Annotated in this window: 19 protein-coding genes; 13 read left to right on the forward strand and 6 right to left on the reverse strand. The window is 71.9% G+C overall.

Annotation, left to right across the window (positions count from 1 at the left end):
* Window positions 1-13: 13 nt before the first annotated feature.
* The 3 genes from ACQP2X_RS06505 to ACQP2X_RS06515 are packed head-to-tail and all read left to right on the forward strand — an operon-like array spanning window position 14 to window position 2,141.
* Window positions 14-844 carry an LLM class flavin-dependent oxidoreductase gene (locus ACQP2X_RS06505; RefSeq protein ID WP_498695056.1) on the forward strand — a complete coding sequence of 277 codons (831 nt, stop codon included), beginning with the start codon at window positions 14-16 and terminating at the stop codon, window positions 842-844.
* Between the two features lie 19 nt (window positions 845-863).
* Entirely contained in the window at window positions 864-1,358 is a 495-nt protein-coding gene (locus ACQP2X_RS06510) for an NUDIX hydrolase (RefSeq protein WP_498695058.1), read from the forward strand.
* 27 nt (window positions 1,359-1,385) lie between these two features.
* Window positions 1,386-2,141 carry an SGNH/GDSL hydrolase family protein gene (locus tag ACQP2X_RS06515; RefSeq protein WP_498695060.1) on the forward strand — a complete coding sequence of 252 codons (756 nt, stop codon included), beginning with the start codon at window positions 1,386-1,388 and terminating at the stop codon, window positions 2,139-2,141.
* On the opposite strand, the gene ACQP2X_RS06520 is transcribed toward ACQP2X_RS06515, so the two are convergent.
* Window positions 2,142-2,675 (reverse strand): GNAT family N-acetyltransferase, encoded by a 534-nt coding sequence (locus tag ACQP2X_RS06520; RefSeq protein ID WP_498695061.1) that lies wholly within the window; start codon window positions 2,673-2,675, stop codon window positions 2,142-2,144.
* A gap of 25 nt (window positions 2,676-2,700) precedes the next feature.
* Between ACQP2X_RS06520 and ACQP2X_RS06525 the strand changes: the two genes are divergently transcribed.
* Window positions 2,701-4,170, forward strand: coding sequence for a beta-N-acetylhexosaminidase (locus tag ACQP2X_RS06525; protein WP_498695062.1), 1,470 nt, complete (start codon window positions 2,701-2,703; stop codon window positions 4,168-4,170).
* On the opposite strand, the gene ACQP2X_RS06530 is transcribed toward ACQP2X_RS06525, so the two are convergent.
* A complete protein-coding gene (locus ACQP2X_RS06530; protein WP_498695063.1) occupies window positions 4,167-5,360 on the reverse strand; it encodes a cytochrome P450 in 1,194 nt (397 codons plus the stop codon). The genes ACQP2X_RS06525 and ACQP2X_RS06530 overlap by 4 nt on opposite strands.
* Window positions 5,361-5,502: 142 nt before the next feature.
* On the opposite strand from ACQP2X_RS06530, the gene ACQP2X_RS06535 reads away from it, so the two are divergent.
* Window positions 5,503-7,680 carry a M48 family metallopeptidase gene (locus tag ACQP2X_RS06535; RefSeq protein ID WP_498695065.1) on the forward strand — a complete coding sequence of 726 codons (2,178 nt, stop codon included), beginning with the start codon at window positions 5,503-5,505 and terminating at the stop codon, window positions 7,678-7,680.
* Between the two features lie 234 nt (window positions 7,681-7,914).
* Entirely contained in the window at window positions 7,915-8,490 is a 576-nt protein-coding gene (locus ACQP2X_RS06540; protein WP_498695067.1) for a hypothetical protein, read from the forward strand.
* Here ACQP2X_RS06540 and ACQP2X_RS06545 read toward each other — a convergent pair.
* Genes ACQP2X_RS06545 through ACQP2X_RS06555 form a run of 3 tightly spaced genes read right to left on the reverse strand, consistent with a single transcriptional unit; the run spans window position 8,385 to window position 10,950 of the window.
* Window positions 8,385-9,470 carry a helix-turn-helix transcriptional regulator gene (locus ACQP2X_RS06545; protein ID WP_498695068.1) on the reverse strand — a complete coding sequence of 362 codons (1,086 nt, stop codon included), beginning with the start codon at window positions 9,468-9,470 and terminating at the stop codon, window positions 8,385-8,387. The genes ACQP2X_RS06540 and ACQP2X_RS06545 overlap by 106 nt on opposite strands.
* Before the next feature lie 46 nt (window positions 9,471-9,516).
* Window positions 9,517-10,302 carry a hypothetical protein gene (locus ACQP2X_RS06550; RefSeq protein WP_498695071.1) on the reverse strand — a complete coding sequence of 262 codons (786 nt, stop codon included), beginning with the start codon at window positions 10,300-10,302 and terminating at the stop codon, window positions 9,517-9,519.
* Between the two features lie 12 nt (window positions 10,303-10,314).
* Window positions 10,315-10,950: a hypothetical protein gene (locus ACQP2X_RS06555; protein ID WP_498695073.1), complete on the reverse strand. Its 636-nt coding sequence runs from the start codon at window positions 10,948-10,950 to the stop codon at window positions 10,315-10,317.
* A gap of 223 nt (window positions 10,951-11,173) precedes the next feature.
* On the opposite strand from ACQP2X_RS06555, the gene ACQP2X_RS06560 reads away from it, so the two are divergent.
* The 4 genes from ACQP2X_RS06560 to ACQP2X_RS06575 are packed head-to-tail and all read left to right on the forward strand — an operon-like array spanning window position 11,174 to window position 15,534.
* Complete coding sequence (locus ACQP2X_RS06560) at window positions 11,174-14,161, forward strand: sensor histidine kinase (RefSeq protein WP_498695076.1); 2,988 nt, start codon at window positions 11,174-11,176, stop codon at window positions 14,159-14,161.
* Complete coding sequence (locus ACQP2X_RS06565) at window positions 14,162-14,581, forward strand: roadblock/LC7 domain-containing protein (protein ID WP_097319743.1); 420 nt, start codon at window positions 14,162-14,164, stop codon at window positions 14,579-14,581.
* Entirely contained in the window at window positions 14,571-14,957 is a 387-nt protein-coding gene (locus ACQP2X_RS06570; RefSeq protein WP_498695077.1) for a DUF742 domain-containing protein, read from the forward strand. The genes ACQP2X_RS06565 and ACQP2X_RS06570 overlap by 11 nt, the downstream gene beginning before the upstream one ends.
* Window positions 14,938-15,534 carry a GTP-binding protein gene (locus tag ACQP2X_RS06575; RefSeq protein WP_498695079.1) on the forward strand — a complete coding sequence of 199 codons (597 nt, stop codon included), beginning with the start codon at window positions 14,938-14,940 and terminating at the stop codon, window positions 15,532-15,534. Before ACQP2X_RS06570 ends, ACQP2X_RS06575 begins: the two co-directional genes overlap by 20 nt.
* Window positions 15,535-15,672: 138 nt before the next feature.
* Here ACQP2X_RS06575 and ACQP2X_RS06580 read toward each other — a convergent pair whose 3' ends face one another.
* Entirely contained in the window at window positions 15,673-17,310 is a 1,638-nt protein-coding gene (locus ACQP2X_RS06580; RefSeq protein ID WP_498695080.1) for an AfsR/SARP family transcriptional regulator, read from the reverse strand.
* 170 nt (window positions 17,311-17,480) lie between these two features.
* Here ACQP2X_RS06580 and ACQP2X_RS06585 point away from each other — a divergent pair, with 170 nt between their 5' ends.
* The 3 genes from ACQP2X_RS06585 to ACQP2X_RS06595 all read left to right on the forward strand — a co-directional run bounded on the left by ACQP2X_RS06585 (window position 17,481) and on the right by ACQP2X_RS06595 (window position 19,972).
* Complete coding sequence (locus tag ACQP2X_RS06585; protein ID WP_498695081.1) at window positions 17,481-18,245, forward strand: hypothetical protein; 765 nt, start codon at window positions 17,481-17,483, stop codon at window positions 18,243-18,245.
* 82 nt (window positions 18,246-18,327) lie between these two features.
* Complete coding sequence (locus ACQP2X_RS06590; protein WP_498695082.1) at window positions 18,328-18,933, forward strand: hypothetical protein; 606 nt, start codon at window positions 18,328-18,330, stop codon at window positions 18,931-18,933.
* Window positions 18,923-19,972 (forward strand): lactonase family protein, encoded by a 1,050-nt coding sequence (locus ACQP2X_RS06595; RefSeq protein WP_498695083.1) that lies wholly within the window; start codon window positions 18,923-18,925, stop codon window positions 19,970-19,972. The genes ACQP2X_RS06590 and ACQP2X_RS06595 overlap by 11 nt, the downstream gene beginning before the upstream one ends.
* The last annotated feature ends 116 nt before the right edge of the window (window positions 19,973-20,088 follow it).

Below are 20,088 nucleotides of genomic sequence, written 5' to 3' on the forward strand. Positions count from 1 at the left end.
CATCATGGTCCGCATGACGACGCTTGGTGCGATCTACCTGCCGCAACACCCGCCCGAGGCCCTGCGCGACGTGGCCGTCGCCGCCGACCGGGCCGGTCTCGAGGAGCTGTGGCTGTGGGAGGACTGCTTCCTCAGCGGCGGCGTCTCGGCCTCCGCCGCCGCGCTGGCCTGGACCGACCGGCTGCGCGTGGGCATCGGCATCATGCCGGTCCCGTTCCGCAACGTCGCCGCCACCGCCATGGAGATCGCCACCCTGAGCCGCATGTTCGGCGACCGGGTCCTGCCCGGCATCGGCCACGGCGTCCAGGAGTGGATGGGTCAGGTGGGTGCCCGCGCGGCGTCGCCCCTCACGCTCCTGCGCGAGTACGCGACCGCGTTGCGCTCGCTGCTGCGCGGCGAGGAGGTCACGGTCTCGGGGCGCTATGTCCAGCTCGACGCCGTACGCCTCGACTGGCCCCCGGCCGCCTCACCCGAGCTCTATGTGGCCGCGACCGGCCCCAAGACCCTCGCGCTGGCCGGCGAGGTCGGCGACGCGACGGTTCTCTCGGGCGGCACGTCGCCGGCCGAGGTGGCCAAGGCGCGCGAGCTGACCGGCGCCGCCGGTGGCCTCGTCGTCTTCGTGCCGGCCCTGCCCGGCGACTCGGCCGGCCGCCTGGCCGCCGCGCGGGAGAAATACGGTCACGCCTTCGCCGGCCTCTCGGGCAGCTCGGCCGAGATCGCCGAGGGTGTGGAGTCGTTCGCGGCGGCCGGCGCCACCAAGGTCATCCTCCAGCCGCTCGACGAGGACGACCCGATCGCCTATGTCCGCTGGGTCGCCGAGGAGGTGCGCCCGCTGGTGGGCTGAGTGGCCTATCTTGTCCGATATGCCGATTTCGCCGTACATCCAGAGCCTTCGCGACGACATCGGGCAGCGGCTTCTCCTGCTGCCCGGTGTCACCGCCGTGGTCTTCGACGACCGCGGCCGGGTGCTGCTGACCGAGCGCAGCGACAACGGGCGCTGGGCGCTGATCGGCGGCGTGCTCGACCCGGGTGAGCAACCGGCCGAGACGGCGGTGCGCGAGGTCTACGAGGAGACGGCCGTCCACGTCGTGGTCGAGCGCATGACCAGCGTGCTCACCCAGCCGCCGCACACCTATCCGAACGGCGACGTCTGCGAATACGTCGACATCGCCTTCCGCTGCCGGGCCGTCGGCGGTGAGGCGCGGGTCAACGACGACGAGTCGCTGTCGGTCGGGTGGTTCGCGCTGGACGCCCTGCCGCCGCTCGACGCGTCGGCCCATCGGGTCCTCGAGCTGGCCCTGCAGCCCGGCACGGCGACGTCGTACGTCGCTCCGGCCACCGCCCACCGGGTCGTCTAGCCTCAGAGTGATCAAGGGAGGCGCGGCGTGACGCGGTACGTGGCAATCGGTGACAGCTTTACCGAGGGGCTCGGTGACGGGCTGCCGGACGGGACCGAGCGGGGCTGGGCCGACCTGGTCGCCTCCGGGCTGGCCGCCGCCGAGGGCAAGCCGGTGCAGTACGCCAACTTCGCCATCCGGGGGCGCCTGCTCGAACCGATCGTGACCGAGCAGCTCGACGCCGCCCTGGCCCTGTCGCCGCCGCCCACGCTGCTGTCGCTCAACGGCGGCGGCAACGACATGATGCGCCCCGGCGGCGACATGATCCAGCTGGCCGCGATGACCGAGCGGGCCATCCAGCGTTGCCTCGACGCCGGCGTCCAGGTCGTGCTGCTCAGCGGGGCCGACCCGTCCGACCGGCTGCCGTTCGGCTCGACGATGCGGCGCCGCGGCGAGTTGCTCACCAACGCGGTCGCGAAGTTCATCGACCGCTACGACATCACCTTCGTCGACGTCTTCCACGACAAGGAGATCCGCCGCGCCGGATATTGGTCGGCCGACCGCCTGCACCTCAACGCCAACGGCCACCGCCGCGTCGCCAGTCTGGTGCTGGCCGCGCTCGGTCACCCGGCCGAGGCCCACGTGATCGATCCCGGGCCGGCCGCGCGCGGCGGCCTGCTGACCGAGGCGCGCTACTACCGCGAGCACGTCCTGCCCTGGATCAACCGCCGTCTGCGCGGCCAGTCGTCCGGAGACAACCGCACCGGCAAATATGTCGAATGGACCGACATCCAGCCGGCATGATCAGGCCAGTGGGCGGCGCCGGATGTAGTCGTCGTGCCATTCGGCGCCGACCAGGAAACGCTTGACGCCGATCACGTCGAAGCCGTGCTTGGCATAGAACTTCGCGGCCCGCTGGTTCTGCTGGTTGACGCCGAGCCAGCAGAACTCGGCACCGGTGGCCGCGGCCTCGGCCAGCGTCGCGGTCATCAGGGCAGCCGCCGCGCCCGAGCCGTGGCGCTCGGAGAGCAGGTAGAACTTCGACAGCTCGATGCTGACCTTCTCGTCGACCACGGCCGCGACGTCCTCGTTCTCGATCGGGCCGGCCACCAGCATCGAATAGCCGACCGGCACGCCGTCCGAGGCCACCAGCAGGACGATCCGGTCCGGGTCGGCCAGATAGCGGCGGAAGCTGCCGGCCGACAGGTTGGTGGCGACGAAGGCCGCGATGTCCTCCTGCCTGGTGCCGGGCGGACAGGCGAGCTTGAATGTCCGGTCGGCCAGGTCGTGCAGGAGTTCGGCGTCCTGAGGCTCGGCCCTACGGGTCGTGATCGACATGGAAAGACAGTTTAGAGTTTCTCGCGTGCGCGCTCCCATGATGAGACAACTCGGCGACGTCATTCCCCTGCCCGCGTCGGTGCGGCCCGACCCGTCGGCCGATTTCCGGATCGCGCCTGACGTGTCCGTCGGCGCCGACGGCGAGGCCACGGCCATCGCCGACGAGCTGGCCGGGCTCCTGCGGCGGGCCACCGGTTTCGCCGTGCCCCGGGTGAGCGGTGTGGCCCCGATCCACCTGGTCGTGGAGGAGGACGCCGCCAAGTCGCCCGAGCACTACCGCCTCGATGTCACGGCCGGCGGCGTCACCCTGCGGGCGCCCACCGCGCAGGGCCTGTTCGCCGGCCTCCAGACGTTCCGCCAGCTGCTCCCGGCCGAGACCGGGGCCGGGCCGGTGGAGATGCCGGGCGGCCGGATCGAGGACGAGCCCCGCTTTCCGTACCGGAGCACGATGCTCGACCTCGCCCGGCACTTCTACGCGCCGGCCGACCTGCGGTCCTACATCGACACCATCGCGCAGTTCAAGATCAACCACCTGCATCTGCACCTCACCGACGACCAGGGCTGGCGTCTCGAGATCGCCGGCTGGCCGCTGCTCACCGAGGTCAGCGGTGGCGAGGGCACGGGCGTCGACGGCGCCGGGCCCGGCTTCCTGACGGCACGGGAGTACGAGGAGCTGGTCGCCTACGCCGCGACGCGGTTCATCACGATCGTTCCCGAGATCGACCTGCCCGGCCACGTCAACGCCGTCCAGCTGGCCTATCCCGAGCTGACCGCCGACGGCGTGCCGGTCCGGCAGCGCGTCGACGCCGAGGTCGGCTACAGCTCCCTGCCCATCGGCAAGGAGATCACCTACACGTTCGTCGAGGACGTCATCCGTACGGTCGCCGAGCTCACCCCGGGCCCGTACCTGCACATCGGCGGCGACGAGGCGTTCTCCACCACGGCCGAGGACTACCGCACCTTCATGTCCCGGGTGCTGCCGCTGGCCGGCAAGTACGGCAAGCGCGCCATCGGCTGGCACGAGATGGCCGCGGTCGAGCTGCCCGCCACCGCGATCCCGCAGTACTGGCGGATCGAGCCGGCCGACGACGGCGTGGCCCGTGCGGCCGCGGCCGGCCACCAGGTGATCATGTCGCCGGCCGACCGCAGCTACCTCGACATGAAGTACGACGAGTCGAGCCCCCTCGGCCTCGACTGGGCCGGGCTGGTCAGCGTCGAGCGCTCGTACGACTGGGACCCGGCCGACCGGCTGCCCGGCGTGCCCGAGGAGTCGCTGCTCGGTGTCGAGGCGCCGCTGTGGTCGGAAACCCTGCGCAGCCTGTCCGACGTGCAGTTCATGGCCTTCCCCCGGCTGCCCGCGATCGCCGAGATCGGCTGGACGCCGCGGGCCGCCCGCGACTGGCAGTCGCTGCGCCGCCGCCTGGCCGCCTTCGCCCCGCGCTGGGAGGCGCAGGGCGTGAACTTCCACCGGTCGGCCGAGATCGACTGGGTTTAGGGGATCACGATGCGCGGTCCACTGGCGGGCCGCGCCGGGACGCGGCTCAGGTCGATCTTCGCGTTCTGCGGCGGCAGGTAATAGTCCAGTTTGGCCAGCCGCTGCACCAGGGTGCCCAGCAGCGCGATCGTGATCTTCTCGCCGGGGCAGCGGTGGCCCGTCCGCGGGTCGCCGCCGCCCTGCGGGATCAGCTCGAACTCGCCGACCGGGCGGCCGAGGAACCTCTCGGGCCGGAACTCGTACGGCTCGGGCCACACCCGCGGATCGTGGTGCTGGCCGTAGACGTCGAGCAGCACGAGCGCGCCCTTCGGGATCTCGGCTCGCTGGAACACCAGGTCACGTGTGGCCCGGGCGCCGAGGAAGGGCGCGAACGGATAGAACCGCCGCACCTCGTGCACGAACGCCTTCGTGTAGTCGTCGTCGCCCGCGCGCAGCCGGGCCCTGGTGCCGGGCCAGCGGTCGAGGGCGTGCGTGGCAAAGGCGACGAACCAGGCCACGGCTGTGGTGGGCCGGACGATGTTGATGAGCTCGACCGCCGCGATCCTCGGATCGAGCAGGTAGCCACCCTCCAGATGGTGAGCAACCACCGATATCGGCTCCGCGGTGGGGTCGTCACGACGTACGGAATCAATGATCTGAGAGAGACGCCGCTCCTGCCGCCGCCGAGCCGCCAAGGCCCGCGCGAAGCGCGGACCGGCCGAGGCAAAACCATCGACCATGGCGACGAGGTCCCGGACGTCACGCTTTCCCAGGGGTACGCCGGTCCAGCGCGCGACCGCCTCCGCAAGCACCGAGGCGGCCTCGTCGAAGATCGAGAACTCGCCCGACCCGCGCCGGGCGGCCACCGCCTCGTCGAAGACCTCACCGGTCAGCTTGGCCAGCGTGTCGATGCCGTCGGCGTTCATGAGAAGGGCGACGAACAGGGCCTTGCGCGCCCGGTGGGCCTCGCCGTCGAGCGTGTGCACGCCCGGGCCGAACAGGGTGGCGATGACGTTGGGCGGAAGCGCGTCGTGGCGTTCCAGGCTGTCCTCGTCGTAGAAGAAACGGGCCGCGTCGGGACCGCTGATGGCCACCGCCCGCTGCCCGCCGACCCGCGTCTCGACCGGGCGGCCGTGCCACCGGCGCCGCAGATCCGGAAGCCAGGCGTATCCCTTGGCCGCGAAGGCGAGGGTCTGATCGGGAAGAGCCATGGCGGTCCGTGTCCCCTCTCGTGACGGCGCGAAACCGCCGGCGAAAATCTTCCTTATTTTTCCTCCTGCCGGACTCCGCGTCTGGGGTTTCCGTCATACCCCCGCCCTAGTCTGGGAGCCCGAACGAGCTCGGAGGTGAGAGGTGGGCCGGTCCGCCGCCATGCTGGTCGGCTTCCTGGCGGCCGCGTGGCTCCAGGTCGTCGCGGCGCTGGTGCTCGTGCTGGTGGTGCTCGACCTGCTGCCCGGCACGGTGGCCGTGCAGGTCGCGGTGCCGCTCGCCATCGCCACCGCCGGTCTGCTGTGTTATGCCACGATGCGTGCCCTGCGCCTGCGCCGCCCGACGCCGGCCGGGGTGCCGGTGACGCGCGCCCACGCCCCCGCCCTGTGGGCGATGCTCGACGAGGCCGCCGCCACCTCGGCCGTGGCCCCGCCCGACGGCGTGACGGTGGTCGCCTCGGCCACGGCGACCCTGGCCGAGCATCCGCGCTTCGGCGGCCTGGCCGGCGGGCGCCGGGAGCTCTACCTCGGACTTCCGCTGCTCCAGGCGTGGGACGAGGCCCGGCTGCGCGCCGTGGTCGCCCACGAGCTGGCGCACGGCTCACCGAAACTGGGCGGCCGTTTCGCCCCGATGGCCCGCCGGGGCCGCACGGCGCTGGCCCGCATCGTCCCGCGCATTCCGGCCCGGAGCCCCGCCGGCCCGGTCCTGCGGTGGTGGGCCCGCTGGTTCCGCGCCGTCGACGACCCGCGGGCCCGCGAGCAGGAGCTGGCCGCCGACCGGGTGGCGGCCGAGTTCGCGGGCCCCCGCGCGGCGGCCGCCGTGCTGCGCGACGGCCCGGTCCTCGAGGGCATGCAGCAGCTGTTCCACGTCGAATACCTGAGCCCCGGCTGGCAGACCGGCCTGGTCCCCGACGACGTGTTCGGCGGTTTCCTGCGCGTCCTGGCCGCCCGCGCCGAGGAGGCGGCGGTGCTGCGGGCCAGGGGCCCCGAGCAGCCCGGCGAGTGGGACGCCCACCCGCCGGTGGCCGAGCGCCTGGCCGCCCTGGCCGCCATCACCCCCGAGGGCCCCGAGCCCGAGTCCCCGCCGGCCGGCGACCTGATCCCCGACCTGCCCGGCCTGGGCCGGGCCTTGCAGGCCGTGGCCTTCCCGCCCACCGGCCGCAGGGTGGTCTCGTGGGACGAGTTCTTCGGCGCCGCCCGCACCGCCGAGATGGAACGCGAGGCCGACGCTTCCTTGCGGGCTCTCTCCCACGCCGCCGGCACCCCCGTTCCCGACGCCGACGCGGTCCTGCGCCTGGCCGCCGACGGCCACTTGACCAAGTTCGCCGAAACCGTCCTGGGCGAGCTCCCGTCCCCCGACACCTCACCCACCGTTCCCTCCGAGGAGATCGCGGGACGGGTCACCGAGCTGATCACCCTGTTGCTGGCGTTGGCCGCCCTGCACGGCGGCGCCGCACGCTGGCGACACAGCTGGACCGGCACGGCCGAACTGGTGGCGGCCGACGGTTCCCACCTCGACCTGCACGGCCCGGCCACGCTCGCCGCCGACCCGGCCACTGTCGGCGAGGCCCGTCAGTGGCTCGCCGCCCTGGGCATCGACCTGACCGCCGACGGCGGCGACAAGACCCGCCCCGCCACCCGGGTCCCCGTGCTCGGCGGCGTGGTGAACGTCCTGGTCGACGGCGCCCGCACCGACCTCCTGGTCGTGGAGACCGGCCTGGTCCTGGTGCCCGGCCTCCCACGCTCCCGCCACGCCGAGGCAAAGCGCCGCCTGACCCGCCTGGCCTCGGACGGCGTGCTGACCGACGGCTCACCCGCAGCCGGTCCTTCCTCTGCCGATCCTTCGTCCGCCGGTTCCTCCACGCCCGACTCCTCGTCGGCCGGTTCCTCCGCGGCCGACTCCTCGTCGGTCGCTTCCTCCGCGGCCGACTCCTCCGCGGCCGGTCCCTCTGCGGCTGGATCTTCCACGGCCGACGCCCTCGCGCCCGGTTCTCCCCTGGGTGACTCCCCGGCCTCGGCCGCGGAGGGTTCGTCCTATACGGAGGGCGCCGGTGCGGCGGGGGCGGGTGCGGCGGGGGCGGGTGCGGCGGGGGCGGGTGCTGTCGGGACGCTGATCGCGGAGGACCTTGGCTCGGGGATCCGGTTTGTGCCGTTTGCCGATGTGGCGTCGGCGGCGGCCGTCCGGAACGGGCGGCGGGCGTGGGAGATCGGGCTGCGGCACGGGGGTCGTCTCAGTGTGCGGACGGCGCTCGACTCCGAGGAACTGCCCGGGGGATGGGCCGCGCTCGACGAGGCGGTGTCGTTCCTCACGCGTACTCGCTGAGAAGGGTGACGGGCCGCACTTTCGTGGGGAAAGGCATGACCCACAGTGAACTGTTCCACCCTTGCGGTGCGTGGTAACGGTCACGAGCGTCTCATTCGCGACGGATGAGTGATCCGCCCGTCACTTCGGGTCACAATGACCTTCGCGGGCTGTTCGCTTACCGGTTTCGTAAATGGGTAGATGAGATGCCGGGTGTAGGCGGACGATCCCTTTGACGGCGGGGGAGGCCAGATCATGGAGCGGGGACCGTTGGCGCTCTTCGGAGCGATCATCGCGGTCGGGCTCGGTCCGGCCCTCTGGATGGGTGTGCAGCTCGGCAGCATGCCGACCCGGCCCGGGCAGCCGCCGGCCGTGGTCACCGACCAGCAGAAGGTGACGAACGACCAGCTCGTCGGCGGCACCGGAGCGGGCGAGGAGACCAGCGACAGCGACGACTCCCCTGTGGACACCGCTCCGCAGGGCAACGTCCTGCCCCTGAACACGTCACCCACCGCCGAGCCCACGCCGACCGCCACCACCCCCGAGCCGTCGCCGACGGTCACCACGCCGAGCGAGTCCGCCTCGCCGGCCCCGACCACCGACGCCCCGACCACGCCGCCGGTCGAGGCCACCACCCCGGCCGAGACCGAGCCCACCGACATCCCGCCGACCGACGAGACGACGCCGCCGGTCGAGGACGACACCGACGACCCGTCGTGGCCGCCCTACCCCGACGAGGACGCCGACGACGGCGACGGCGGAGCCGGCTGGGACGGCGTCGGCAAGGGCGACCGCGCCGACAGCTGGGCATCCGTCTCGCCCTCCGAGTGAGCCCCGTCGGACAGGTAGGTGGCCAGCAGGCCCCGGGCGGTTTCGGTGAAGCGGGACCTCAACTCCGGTGGGTCCAGGACCTCGGCCTCGGCGCCCAGTTTGAGCAGCTCGATGTGGCCGTGCCTGATCGACTCGATGGGGACGCGGGTGACCAGCCAGCCGTTCTCGTCGGGCGGGCCGGCCTCGGCCTTGGCACTTCGGGACATCTCGGGCGGGAACACGAAGGCCATCCGGTTGAGGGCCTCGGTGGTCATCCGCACGGTCGCGACAGCGGTGTAGACGTTGCTCTCGTACTGCTCGGTCCACTCCGCCCAGTATTTGGCCAGGTCGAAGCCCTCCGGCCGGGAAACGGGCTGTTCCAGCACCTCGGCCGCCAGGATGTTCGACACCCGGTACGCCGTCGTCCGCTCACCGGAAGCCGCCACCACATACCAGCGGCCCGCCTTCAGGACCACTCCCAAGGGGTGCAGGGTGCGGTCCACCTCGCGCGGGGCCTTCCACCGGCGGTAGCGGACCTGGAGGACCCGGCCGCCCCAGACCGCCTCGGCGACCGTGGAGAGATACGGCGTCGGCTCGCCGGCCCGGAACCAGCCCGGCGCGTCCAGATGGAAGCGTTCCCGCACGCGATCGGCCCGGTCGGCCAGCTCGCCCGGCAGCGACGCTCGGAGCTTCAGCTCGGCCGCCGCCAGCACCGAGCCCAGCCCCAGCTCGGCGGCGGGGCCGGGCACACCGGCCAGGAACAGCGTTCCCGCCTCGTCCGAGGTGAGGCCGGTCAGCCGGGTGCGATATCCGTCCAGCAGCTGATAGCCGCCGGCCGGGCCCCGGTCCGCGTAGATCGGGACGCCGGACGCGCTCAGCGACTCCACGTCGCGGTAGACCGTGCGGACCGACACCTCCAGCTCGTCGGCCAGGTCCTGTGCCGTCATCCGGCCGCGCGTCTGCAACAGCAGAAGCAGTGAGACGAGGCGGCCGGCGCGCATGCGGCAAAAATAGCGTTACGGGGGCCCGGGAGGACCCCCGTAAGCCTCAGAGGGACAGCAGGCGGTTGAGGATGTCGCGATAGCCGCGGAGCTCGACGCGCAGCTTCTCGGTGTCGTCGGCGTTGCCGCCCAGGGCGTCCCGCTGCGACTTCAGCGTGCTGGTCAGCTTGTCGACGACCTCCTCGACCAGGCGGGACGCCTCGGCCGTGGCGTCCTTGGGGTCGTCCACGAAGCGCAGCTGGATGTCGCGGAAGCGCTCGGTGAAGGCGTCACCGTCCGGCAGCAGGCGATCCCCGGAGGGCTTCGCCCCGGCCGGAGCCGCCGCGGCCGCCGGTGCGGCGTCCAGGGGCTCGCCGGTCTCCGGCTCGACGGCGGTCGGGCTCTCGAAGGTCCCGTCGTCCTTGACGGCGTTTGTCGGGCGGGAGTCGTCGCGGTCCGGGTCCGAGTCCAGGGGCAGGTCGACGTCCGAGGCCGGGTCGGCGTCCAGCGGCTTGCCGGTCTCCGGCTCCACGGCGGTCGGGCTGTCGAAGCCGCCGTCGTCCCGGATCGCCGCGGCCTGGTTGGTGTCGATCCGCTCGGTGGTCGCCGCCTCGGCGGAGTCGGAGTCGGAGCCGTACGTCGTGCCCCGGTCGCGGCGCTCGCGGTCGGCGCCGGATTCGTCGTCGAGGTCGACCGGGGTGGCGGCCGGCGCGTCGCCCGGCCGGTCGCTCCACGGCGACCCGGCCCGCTGCGGCGGCACGGTCACCGGCTCGGAGGCCACGTGCTGCGTGCGCTCGGGGTCGTCGTGCGCGTACTCCGCCTCGTTCTCTTTCTCGTTGGAGAAGAACTTCATCTCGGTGGGCTCCTAGCGGCTGGTGTCGCGGGCGGGGTGGTCGTCGGCCTCCCGGGGAGCGGGCGCCGGCGTGGTCTCTCCATTGCGGACGGTGTTGGTGTCAGTAGTACCAGCAACCGGGTCCGTGCCGAGCAGATCGGCGAACAGCGCCCGGTAGTGGACCAGGGCCTGCCGCAGGTCCTCGGTGCCGGCCTTGCCGTCGGTGTTCCGCTGGCTGATCTCGTGGGCGTCACGGTAGTGGCCGAGCGTGCTGGCGTGCTCCACCGACAGGTCGGCGAGCCGCTCGTCGTACTGCCCGGTCGGATATCCGCGCTCGGCGATCAGCCGGGTGACCAGCTCGTCGGCGGTGGTCACGGCCTGCGAGGGGTTGTCGACGAACTGGATCTGGACCTCTTCCCAGGCCGCCGAATATTTTGCCTGCGCCTCGGGCGACAGCGGCTTCAGCTCGAACGACGCGTGGCGCTTCTCGCGCTCACGCAGCTCCTTCTCGGCCTCCGTGCGGCTGCCGGCGTCGGCCACCACCCGGTCGTACTCGGGGCCGAACGTGCTCTGCAGCTTCTTGCGCCGTCCGACCTGGACGCCGTAGATGACGGCGGCGATCACGACCAGGACGACGACGATCAGGATGATCGTGAGTGTGGGGGACATCGGGGCCTCCTCCTTCGTCCTCCCCGATATGCCCACCCATGGTGTGTCGTCAATCGCATCTGCCCCACGAAGGTGGGCTGTCGTAACAACGACTCGCCGAAACCCCAGGACAAACAGGACCTAAGACCCTCATTTCCGTACGCCGGGGAGGTGGCTCCCGTAGAAAGAGTTACGTATTCTGCCGAGGGCGTACGCCGTCGCCGAGCCCTCGGTCGGAGCCCTGATGAGAACCACCCGCTACTGGTCGATCCGTTCGAAGATCATCGCGTTGGCCGCCGTGCCGCTGACCGCGCTGCTGGCGTTGTGGCTCTTCGCGACCGCGCTCACCGCCGGCCCGGCCTTCAACCTGCTCTCGGCCCGCACGGTGCTCGACACGATCGGCAACCCCGGCATCGAGCTGGTCGGCCACCTCCAGCGCGAGCGGCTCTTCACCGTCGAATATCTCTCGGCCAAGGGCCCGGTGCCGGGCACCCTCACCGAGCAGCGGGCCGCCACCGACCGGGCCATCGCCGACTTCCGCCGCCAGGCCGGCAGCGAGCGGGCCCGCGACGCCGCCAGCGACGCCCTGCGCTCGCGCGTCGACCAGTTCTTCACCCAGCTCGACAGCCTGGCCGGCAACCGCGACCACATCGACCGCCGCGCGATGGACCCGATCGGTGGGCAGAACTTCTACAACAGCGTCATCGCCTCCGGCTTCCAGACCTTCGCCGCCACCGCCACCTTCGACGACGAGCGGATCGATCGCGAACTGCGCGCGCTCACCACCGTCGGCCAGGGCCAGGAATATCTGAGCCGGGTCGACGCCCTGGTCGGCGGGGCCACCGCACGCGGCCAGTTCGACCCCGAGACGCGCGGCCAGCTCATCCAGGACGTCGGCACCGCCCGCTTCCTGCTCGGCCGCGGCGTCGAGGACATGGCGGCCAGCGACCGCACCGCGTACGACGAGATGAGCCGCGGCGACACCTTCAGCCGCCTCGACGCCCTGCTCACCGCCCTGGTCCAGCAGAGCCGCGACGGCGTCGTCTCCCCGGTCAGCAGCGGCGAGTTCCGGCCCACCTATGTGGCGGCCGCCCGCGAGCTGCGCGAGTTCGAGACGGCGGCCACCGACTCGCTGACCGACCGGGCCCGCCCGCTGGCCGAGAACATCCTGGTCCGGCTCGGCCTGGCCGCGATCCTGGGCCTGCTCGCGCTGGCCTTCTCGGTCTATCTCTCGGTGCGGGTCGGCCGCTCGATCGTGGGCCGCCTGCGCCGCCTGCACGGCGAGGCCCGCGAGATGGCCACCGAGCGGCTGCCGACCGTGGTCCGCCGCCTTCAGCGCGGCGAAGAGGTCGATGTGGACGTCGAGACGCCGCCGCTGGCGTACGGGCACGACGAGATCGGCCAGCTGGGGCAGGCCTTCAACGAGGTGCAGCGTACGGCCGTACAGTCGGCGGTCGAGGAAGCAAGCGTCCGGCGCGGTCTCAACGAGGTGTTCCTCAACATCGCGCGGCGCAGCCAGACGCTGCTGCACCGTCAGCTCGCCCTGCTCGACCGAATGGAGCGGCGCGAGACCGAGCCGCAGGAGCTGGAGGACCTCTACCGGGTCGACCACCTGGCCACCCGCATGCGGCGTCACGCCGAGGACCTGGTCATCCTGGCCGGCGCCGCGCCCGGCCGGGGCTGGCGCAACCCGGTGCCGGTGATCGACGTGATCCGCGGCGCGATCAGCGAGGTCGAGGACTACAAGCGGGTCGACATCCGCTCGGTCGAGTCGGCGTCGGTGCTGGGCCGCGCGGTCGGCGACGTGATCCATCTGCTGGCCGAGCTGCTGGAGAACGCGGCCTCGTTCTCGCCTCCGCACACGAGGGTCCAGGTCTCAGGTCAAGTTCTTCCCAACGGGTACGCCATGGAGATCGAGGACCGGGGTCTCGGCATGACCACCGAGGCGATCGACGAGGCGAACCGCCGCCTGGTCGAGCCGCCCGACTTCGACCCGGCCGACAGTGCGCGCCTGGGCCTGTTCGTGGTGGCCCAGCTCGCCAACCGGCACGGCATCAGGGTGTCGCTGCGAGCGTCGGCGTACGCCGGCGTGACCGCGATCGTGCTGATCCCCGGCGACCTGGTGGCCCCCGGCGCGGGCCTGACCGCCCTGCCCGCCGCGGGCAAGGACCGTCCCCTGGTCGGCTCGGGCACCGACGACCCGTCCCGCCACTCGCTGGCCGAGCTCCAGTGGCAGGGCACCGAGGAGCTGCGCCAGCTGACGGTCCCCGGCCGCCCGGTCACGATCAACGGCACCGCCACGCCGTCCTCGGCCACCCCGTCCACCGAGCCCGAGCCGGAGCCGGGCGGTGGCCACCACCGCGCCCCGGCCACCGCCGGCGGCCCGTCCCCGAGCGTCATCGCCGAGGGCTTGAGCGAGGAGGGCCTGGTCCAGCGCAAGCGAGTCCGCCGCCCGATCGACCTGTCCACCACCGACGCGGCGGACACAGTGGCCGGCGCCACCGCCCCGGCTATGCGGCCCACCCCGGAGCCGGCGCCCACCGCGCCCCTCCCCGGGACTACCTCGTCGGTCATGCCGACCTCGGCCGCGCCGCTCTTCCCGACCGCGCTGCCGACGGGAGCACCCCCGACGGCGCCCACCTCCGCTGCGCCGATGTTCGTCGCGCCGACGTCACCGGCGGCGCCACCGGCACGCCCAGCACCTCCGGCGCCGCCCTCGGCCGCCGCGCGTCCGGCGCCCGCGACCACGCCGACCTCGCCCGGGGTGCCCCTGGCGGAGACCGAGGACGGGCTGCCCAAGCGCGTGCGGCAGGCCAGCATCGCCCCGCAGCTTCGGCGACGGGCCGGGGCGCCTCCGCCGGCCGAGGACGAGCCCTCGGCCACCCTCCGCTCGCCCGAGCAGGTCCGCAGCATCATGAGCGCCCTCCAGTCCGGAACCACCCGCGGACGCATCGACGCCTCCCGCTATCTCGCTAACTCTGCGGAGCGGAATAGCCACTCAAAGGCCTCCCGGGCAACGGATTCCGTATCTGAAGAACGGTCTAATCCGGACGACACGGGCAACGACCGTCCCTCGAACGGTGGATCCTTTGCGGATGCGGCTACCGTCAGTTTCCCGGCGATCGTGAACGCGGCGATCGCGCGGGGAGCAGAGGCATCACCTACCGGGGGCGGAGAGGATGCGGCCGATCCCGGGCGCAAGGACGTGACACCGCCGGAAAAGGACGCATAAGTGACACAGACGAAGCAGAGCGCGAACCTCACCTGGCTCCTCGACGATCTGGTCGAGCGGGTGCCGACGGCGCAGCAGGCGGTCGTCCTCTCCGCCGACGGCCTCTTGATGGGCGCCTCGGCCGGTCTGCGCCGTGAGGACGCCGAGCACCTGTCGGCGATGGCCGCCGGCTTCCAGAGCCTGGCCAAGGGGGCCAGCCGCCACTTCCGGGCCGGCCCGGTGCGCCAGACGGTGGTCGAGATGGAGTCGGCCTTCCTCTTCGTCACCGCCGCCGGGCACGGCGCCTGCCTGGCCGTGCTCGCCTCCAGCGACGCCGACCTGGGCCTGATCGCCTACGAGATGGCCATGCTGGTGACCCGCGTCGGCCAGAACATGAGCGCGCCCGAGCGCTCGGCGGTGGCACCGTCCGATGCCGGCTGACGTCAACCGCGTGGCGCACGACTGGCTCGACAACGAGGCCGGTCCGGTCGTGCGTCCCTATGCGATGACCCAGGGCCGTGTGGTGCCCGAGGGCGGCGAGCTCGATCTCGTCGCCTTCGTCGTCGCGACCACCGGTGGTGACCCTCACGGGGCGTCGCTGCAGCCCGAGCATCACGCGATCGTCGCCGCGGCCTGGGAGCCCATCTCGATCGTGGAGCTCGCGGCCGGGCTCGACCTGTCGATCGGCGTGGTCCGGGTTTTGCTCGGTGATCTACGCTCGGCGGGGCTCATCTCGCTGTACGAACCCCCGGCGGCCTCCCAGCCGCACGACGTCGACGTACTCAAGGCGGTTGTCAATGGACTCCGTGCGCTCTAACGGCGGCGGCCGCGAGGGCCGCATCCCGGTCGCGCTCAAGATCCTGATCGCCGGCGGTTTCGGCGCCGGCAAGACCACGATGGTCGGCTCGGTCAGCGAGATCCGCCCGCTGCAGACCGAGGAGGTCCTCACCGGCGTCGAGGGCGCCGACAGTGTGGACGGTGTCGAGGCCAAGACCACCACCACGGTCACCATGGACTTCGGCCGCATCACGATCACCGAGGACCTTCAGCTCTACCTGTTCGGCACCCCCGGGCAGGACCGTTTCTGGTTCCTGTGGGACGAGCTGTCGCAGGGCGCCCTGGGCGCGGTGGTCCTGGCCGACACCCGCCGCCTGGCCGACTGCTTCCCTTCGATCGACTACTTCGAGCAGCGCGGCACCCCGTTCGTCGTGGCGGTCAACTGCTTCGAGTCCGAGCAGCGCTTCGGCGCCGACGCGGTGTCCCGCGCCCTCGACCTCGACGGCGACGTGCCGGTCGTGCTGTTCGACGCCCGCGAGCCCCAGGCCGCCCGAAACGTCCTGATCGAGCTGGTCGAATACGTGGCCCGGCGCCAGCTGACCTCAGCCTCGCGATAGCGGGCTTGGCGTCAGGAGGCCTCTCGGCAGGAGGCCTCTCGGCAGGAGGCCTCTCGGCAGGGAGCCGCGCGACAAGGAGGCCTCGCGACAAGGAGGCCTCGTGGCAGGGGCTTGCGGCGGCGGGTCTCGCGGCAGGGTTCAAAGCGCGATCAGCCGTGGTTCGAGCTTGCGGAACGCCTTGGCGGTGAGCAACCGCCGGTGCACCAGTTCGTCGGGCCGGTGGAACGGCCGGGCGGCGACGATGCCGGCGGCCGCGGCCGGTGGGAGCTTGGCGTGTCGTACGAGGTCGTCCGCCGTCACGTGGTTGATGTCGATGAGGCCGCCGTCGTCGAAGGGACGGGAGACACCGGCCCGTCCCACGCCGGCGTGCCGCGCTCGCGCCGGGTCGAGCGCCGCGAACAGCCGGAACTGCTCGCGCAGGAACCACTCCCGCGTCTTGGCCGCCGAGTGCGTGGCGACCACCGCCCCGTGCACCGACGACGCGAAGATCGTGATCAGGAAGGTGAGGATGCCGATGTTCTCGGCCACGCTCTCCGGCTCCTCGATGGGCGTCGGGTCGAGACCCATGGCGATCACCGCCACCACCACCGCGAGGAAGTAGACGACGGCCGGGATGAGAAGCCGCCGGTCGCGATGGCGGGCCGCCGCCACCGCGAAGTAGATCCACGACCCCAGCGACAGCGTCACCAGCGGAAGCCCGGCCGCGAAGACCACTTCGAGGTACGGAATCGGCGGCCCCGACCCCGTCTGCCCCGGAAAGACGGCCGGACCGCCCTGACGCGGAGTTTCGGCCGGGGGGAAAGCCGGCGGCGAGGCCTCCGGAAGACCTGGCGGCGAGGCTTGCGAAAAAGGCGGCGGCGAGGTCTGCGGAAAAGCTTGCGGGAAGGCTGGCGGCGAGGCCTGCGGGAAAGGCGGCGGCGAGGCCTGCGGAAAAGCTGGCGGTGGAGCCGACGGTGAAGCTGGCGGTGAGGCCGGTGGTGAGGCTGGCGGTGGAGCCGATGGTGAAGCCTGTGGCGAAGCTGATGGTGGAGCCGGTGAAGCGCCAGGTGGGGGAGCGGGCCGCAGGGCCGGTGACGAGCCCGGTGAGGACGGCGCCCCGCGCAGGATGGTCCGGTGTGTCTCCTGGAGCAGTTCGCCCGGCTCGATGCCGAACTCGTCCAGCAGATAGCTCCGGGCCTCGCGGAACGTCGCCAGCGCCTCGGCCTGCCGCCCGCTGCGGTACAGCGCGATCATCAACTGCGCCCGCAGCCCTTCACGCAGCGGGAACTCCCCGATCAACCGGGTCAGCTCCGGGATCAGCGCCGGATCGCGGTCCTGCGACAGCTCGGCCCACCTCTCCCACGCCGTTGCCCGGGCCTCGGTGAGCCGCACCCGGGCCGCCTCGAACACCGCCCCGGTCAGCCCGGCCAGCGCCTCACCCCGCCATAGCTCCAGCGCCGTGCGCAGATCCGAGGGTGACGACGTCGGCGCCGACACCGTCGCCATGAATTCATCGGAGTCGAGGGAGTGGCCGGTGATCTGAAGGACGTACCCGCTGCCGGTCAGGGCCAGCAACTCACCCGGCGTCCGCGGCGCGCGTGACGGATCGAGGACGCGGCGCAGACCCGCCACGTACTTCTGCACCACGTTGGCGCCGTTCTCCGGCGGGTCGTCGCCCCACACCGCGTCGACGATCTGGTGGGTCGGCACCGGCCGCCCCGCGTGCAGCAGCAGGACGGCGAGCACGGCGCGCTGTTTCGCCGGTCCCAGATCGACCGGCGTGCCCTCGCGCAGCACCCGAACATCGCCGAGTATCTCGAATCGCAGCGCGGCACCCCCCGATTGAGCTGCGCGAACGTCATTCGGCAGTGGAACGGCAGCGGGCAGCAGCATAACCGCAGAGCGACGGCAGCACCCTCCCGGAGGCTTCAGGGCAAGCAACCCGAGCCGACCGAAAGACACGACTGATGAAGACCTTCAAGCTCACCCTCGGCCTCGCCGCTGCCTTCGCATTGTCCGTCTCCGGCTGTGGCCTTCTCGACGACGAACCCGCCAAAGTTTTCGCGGAGTCACCGCGTGAGACTCTCCTGAAGACCGTCCCGGACGAGAACACCGAGGCCTACGCGTTCGACGTCAAGGGCGCCGTCCAGCCCATGTCGGGCATGCTCGACGCACCCAACAAGACCACCCAGTTCAAGGTCACGCACGCCGAGGACGGGGTCACCCTGGCGATGTCCGCTCTGCTCATCGACGACAAGAGCTGGATGCGCGTCTCGCTCACCGGCGCACCGGGCTTCCCGGCGCTGCCGAAGAAGTGGATGCCGATCGACCCCAAGAAGATCAAGAACCCGGACGACGTGCCGACCGGCTACGAGGACGAGCTCGACCCCGGTTACGCCGATCTGATCATCCGGTCGTCCGGCGACGTGCGGGTGACCAGCCCGGACCACTACGCCGGCACCACCGATCTGACCGCCTCGACCGAGGCCGAGATCGTCGAGGACGCCACGCTGACCGCTCTCGGTGAGAAGGCCAAGGCCGTGCCGTTCGAGGCCGTCGTCGGCCCCGAGGGCCACCTGAGCATCCTTCTCGTCAAGATCCCGGCGGCGGGCAAGGCCAAGCCGGTCAACTACAGGGTGACGTACGCCGGGTACGGCCGCACGACCACACCGAAGGCGCCGGCCGACACGGCCACGCCGACCGAGGCCGTCTACGACCTTCTGAACAGCTGACACACCCTGATCGCCGAGGCGGTCGCGCGGATCAACGGGGGTTCGCGCGGCCGCTTCGGTCATGAAAAGCGGAAAAGGCACTATGTGCGAACTCTGCGGACGTCTGGTGCTCGGCCTGACCGGCCACGACTGGACCCTGCTGCCCTGGATGGCCGCCGCCGGCGCCGGGGTGATCGCCGGCCCCTGCCACGTCACCTGCCTGCACGAATGGGGCGTGGTCACCCGATGGGCGGAGGCCGTCGAGGCGTACCACTGCAGCCGTTGGCCTTTGTTTCTCGAAGGGAGGGGCTGGCGTCTGCACGCGAGCCCGCGCGTCCGCCGTCTCCACCTGTGGCGTTCCGACGGGCGGCTCGCTTCTTTCCCGTACGCCTCGATCTCCTCGGACCCGCCCACCGTGACCGCCGATCTCGCGGAGGTGGGCAGCGCGCACGCCGAGCTCCTGCTGGCGGCGATGGGCACGGCCGAGACCGGGGTGGCGGTGCCGCTGTCCCGCCTGATCGAGGGCCTCGGCCTGTCCGACCGCTATCGCGGGTGTGTGGGCGCGGTGACCCGGGTGATCCGTAACGCCGGCACGGCCCGCCGCCCGCAGCCGGTGGACGTGCTGGAGTCGAGTGTCGATCTGGTCCTGGAAACGGGCTGCCGTCGAGCGGCGCGCGAACTTGTGATGGGATCAGGACATGAGCGATGAGCTGATCTTCGTCGGGGGCTACACGGGCGACAAGGGTGGCGACGGCGAGGGCATCGCTCTTCTGCGCCGCGATCCGGCGACCGGCGTCCTGACCCATCTGGGCACCGCGGCGCGCACCCCGTCGCCGTCGTTCCTGGCCCAGCACCCGAGCCGCCCGATCCTGTACGCGGTGAACGAGCTCGACCCGGACGGCAGCATCAGCGCGTTCACCGTCGCGCCGGACGGCGCGCTCACCCCGCTGTCGGTCCAGCCGACCGGCGGCGGCGACCCGGCCCACCTGTCGGTCACCCCGGACGGCCGGTTCCTGCTGGTCGCCAACTACGCCAGCGGCTCGGTCGCCGTGCATCCGCTCGACGACGAGGGCGCCCCCGGCGAGCGCTCCGACCTGCTCGGCCTGGCCGGCCAGGGCCCGGTCGCCGACCGTCAGGCCGGCCCGCACGCCCACATGGTGGTGCCGGTGCGCGACGACGTGCTCGTGGCCGACCTGGGCTCCGACCGGGTGTGGCGCACCCGGCTCGACCCGGTGGCGGGCCGGCTCACGATGCTGCCTCCGGCCGTGACCGCGAAACCCGGCACCGGCCCGCGTCATCTGCGCTGGTCGCCGGACGGCGCGCTGATGCTGGTGGGCGAGCTCTCCGGCACGCTGACCTGGTGGCGCCCGGCCGTGGACGGCACGCTCGAGCTGGCCGGCGAGGCACCGACCACCACGGCCGAGGGGGAGAACTTCCCCTCCGAGATCATCGTGCGGGCCGACGGCCGCTTCGTCTACGTGGCCAACCGCGGCCCGAACACGATCGCCACGTTCGCCTGGGACGGCGACGACGCGACGCTGGTGGCCGAGACGCCCACCGGCGGTGACTGGCCGCGTCACATGATCCTTCTCGGGGATCACCTCTACGTAACCAACCAGCGATCACAGAGCGTCACGACGTTCCGGATCGACGCCGAGACCGGAGTGCCCGTCCAGCAGGGCGAGCCGACCGCCGTCGCCAGCCCCACGGCCCTGCTGCGCTGGACGATCACGACAAAAGAGGCATAGAGGTTAACCGGAAGAAAACGGGCAGCGACCGGTAGCTGATCGAGAGGGCGCCATCACTATCGGTCACGCAGGGTGCCAACAATCCCAATCCGAGTAACTTTCGCCCGAACGTATAT

The sequence above is a fragment of the Actinoplanes sp. CA-131856 genome, assembly GCF_050956135.1.
Classification (GTDB): Bacteria; Actinomycetota; Actinomycetes; order Mycobacteriales; family Micromonosporaceae; genus Actinoplanes.

Coding starts and splice junctions, on each gene's coding strand:
- ACQP2X_RS06505 (WP_498695056.1), top strand. CDS start 14: ATGACGACGCTTGGTGCGATCTACCTGCCGCAACACCCGCCCGAGGCC.
- ACQP2X_RS06510 (WP_498695058.1), top strand. CDS start 864: ATGCCGATTTCGCCGTACATCCAGAGCCTTCGCGACGACATCGGGCAG.
- ACQP2X_RS06520 (WP_498695061.1), bottom strand. CDS start 2,675: ATGTCGATCACGACCCGTAGGGCCGAGCCTCAGGACGCCGAACTCCTG.
- ACQP2X_RS06530 (WP_498695063.1), bottom strand. CDS start 5,360: ATGGCTCTTCCCGATCAGACCCTCGCCTTCGCGGCCAAGGGATACGCC.
- ACQP2X_RS06540 (WP_498695067.1), top strand. CDS start 7,915: ATGGAGCGGGGACCGTTGGCGCTCTTCGGAGCGATCATCGCGGTCGGG.
- ACQP2X_RS06545 (WP_498695068.1), bottom strand. CDS start 9,470: ATGCGCGCCGGCCGCCTCGTCTCACTGCTTCTGCTGTTGCAGACGCGC.
- ACQP2X_RS06550 (WP_498695071.1), bottom strand. CDS start 10,302: ATGAAGTTCTTCTCCAACGAGAAAGAGAACGAGGCGGAGTACGCGCAC.
- ACQP2X_RS06555 (WP_498695073.1), bottom strand. CDS start 10,950: ATGTCCCCCACACTCACGATCATCCTGATCGTCGTCGTCCTGGTCGTG.
- ACQP2X_RS06560 (WP_498695076.1), top strand. CDS start 11,174: ATGAGAACCACCCGCTACTGGTCGATCCGTTCGAAGATCATCGCGTTG.
- ACQP2X_RS06570 (WP_498695077.1), top strand. CDS start 14,571: ATGCCGGCTGACGTCAACCGCGTGGCGCACGACTGGCTCGACAACGAG.
- ACQP2X_RS06575 (WP_498695079.1), top strand. CDS start 14,938: ATGGACTCCGTGCGCTCTAACGGCGGCGGCCGCGAGGGCCGCATCCCG.
- ACQP2X_RS06585 (WP_498695081.1), top strand. CDS start 17,481: ATGAAGACCTTCAAGCTCACCCTCGGCCTCGCCGCTGCCTTCGCATTG.
- ACQP2X_RS06590 (WP_498695082.1), top strand. CDS start 18,328: ATGTGCGAACTCTGCGGACGTCTGGTGCTCGGCCTGACCGGCCACGAC.
- ACQP2X_RS06595 (WP_498695083.1), top strand. CDS start 18,923: ATGAGCGATGAGCTGATCTTCGTCGGGGGCTACACGGGCGACAAGGGT.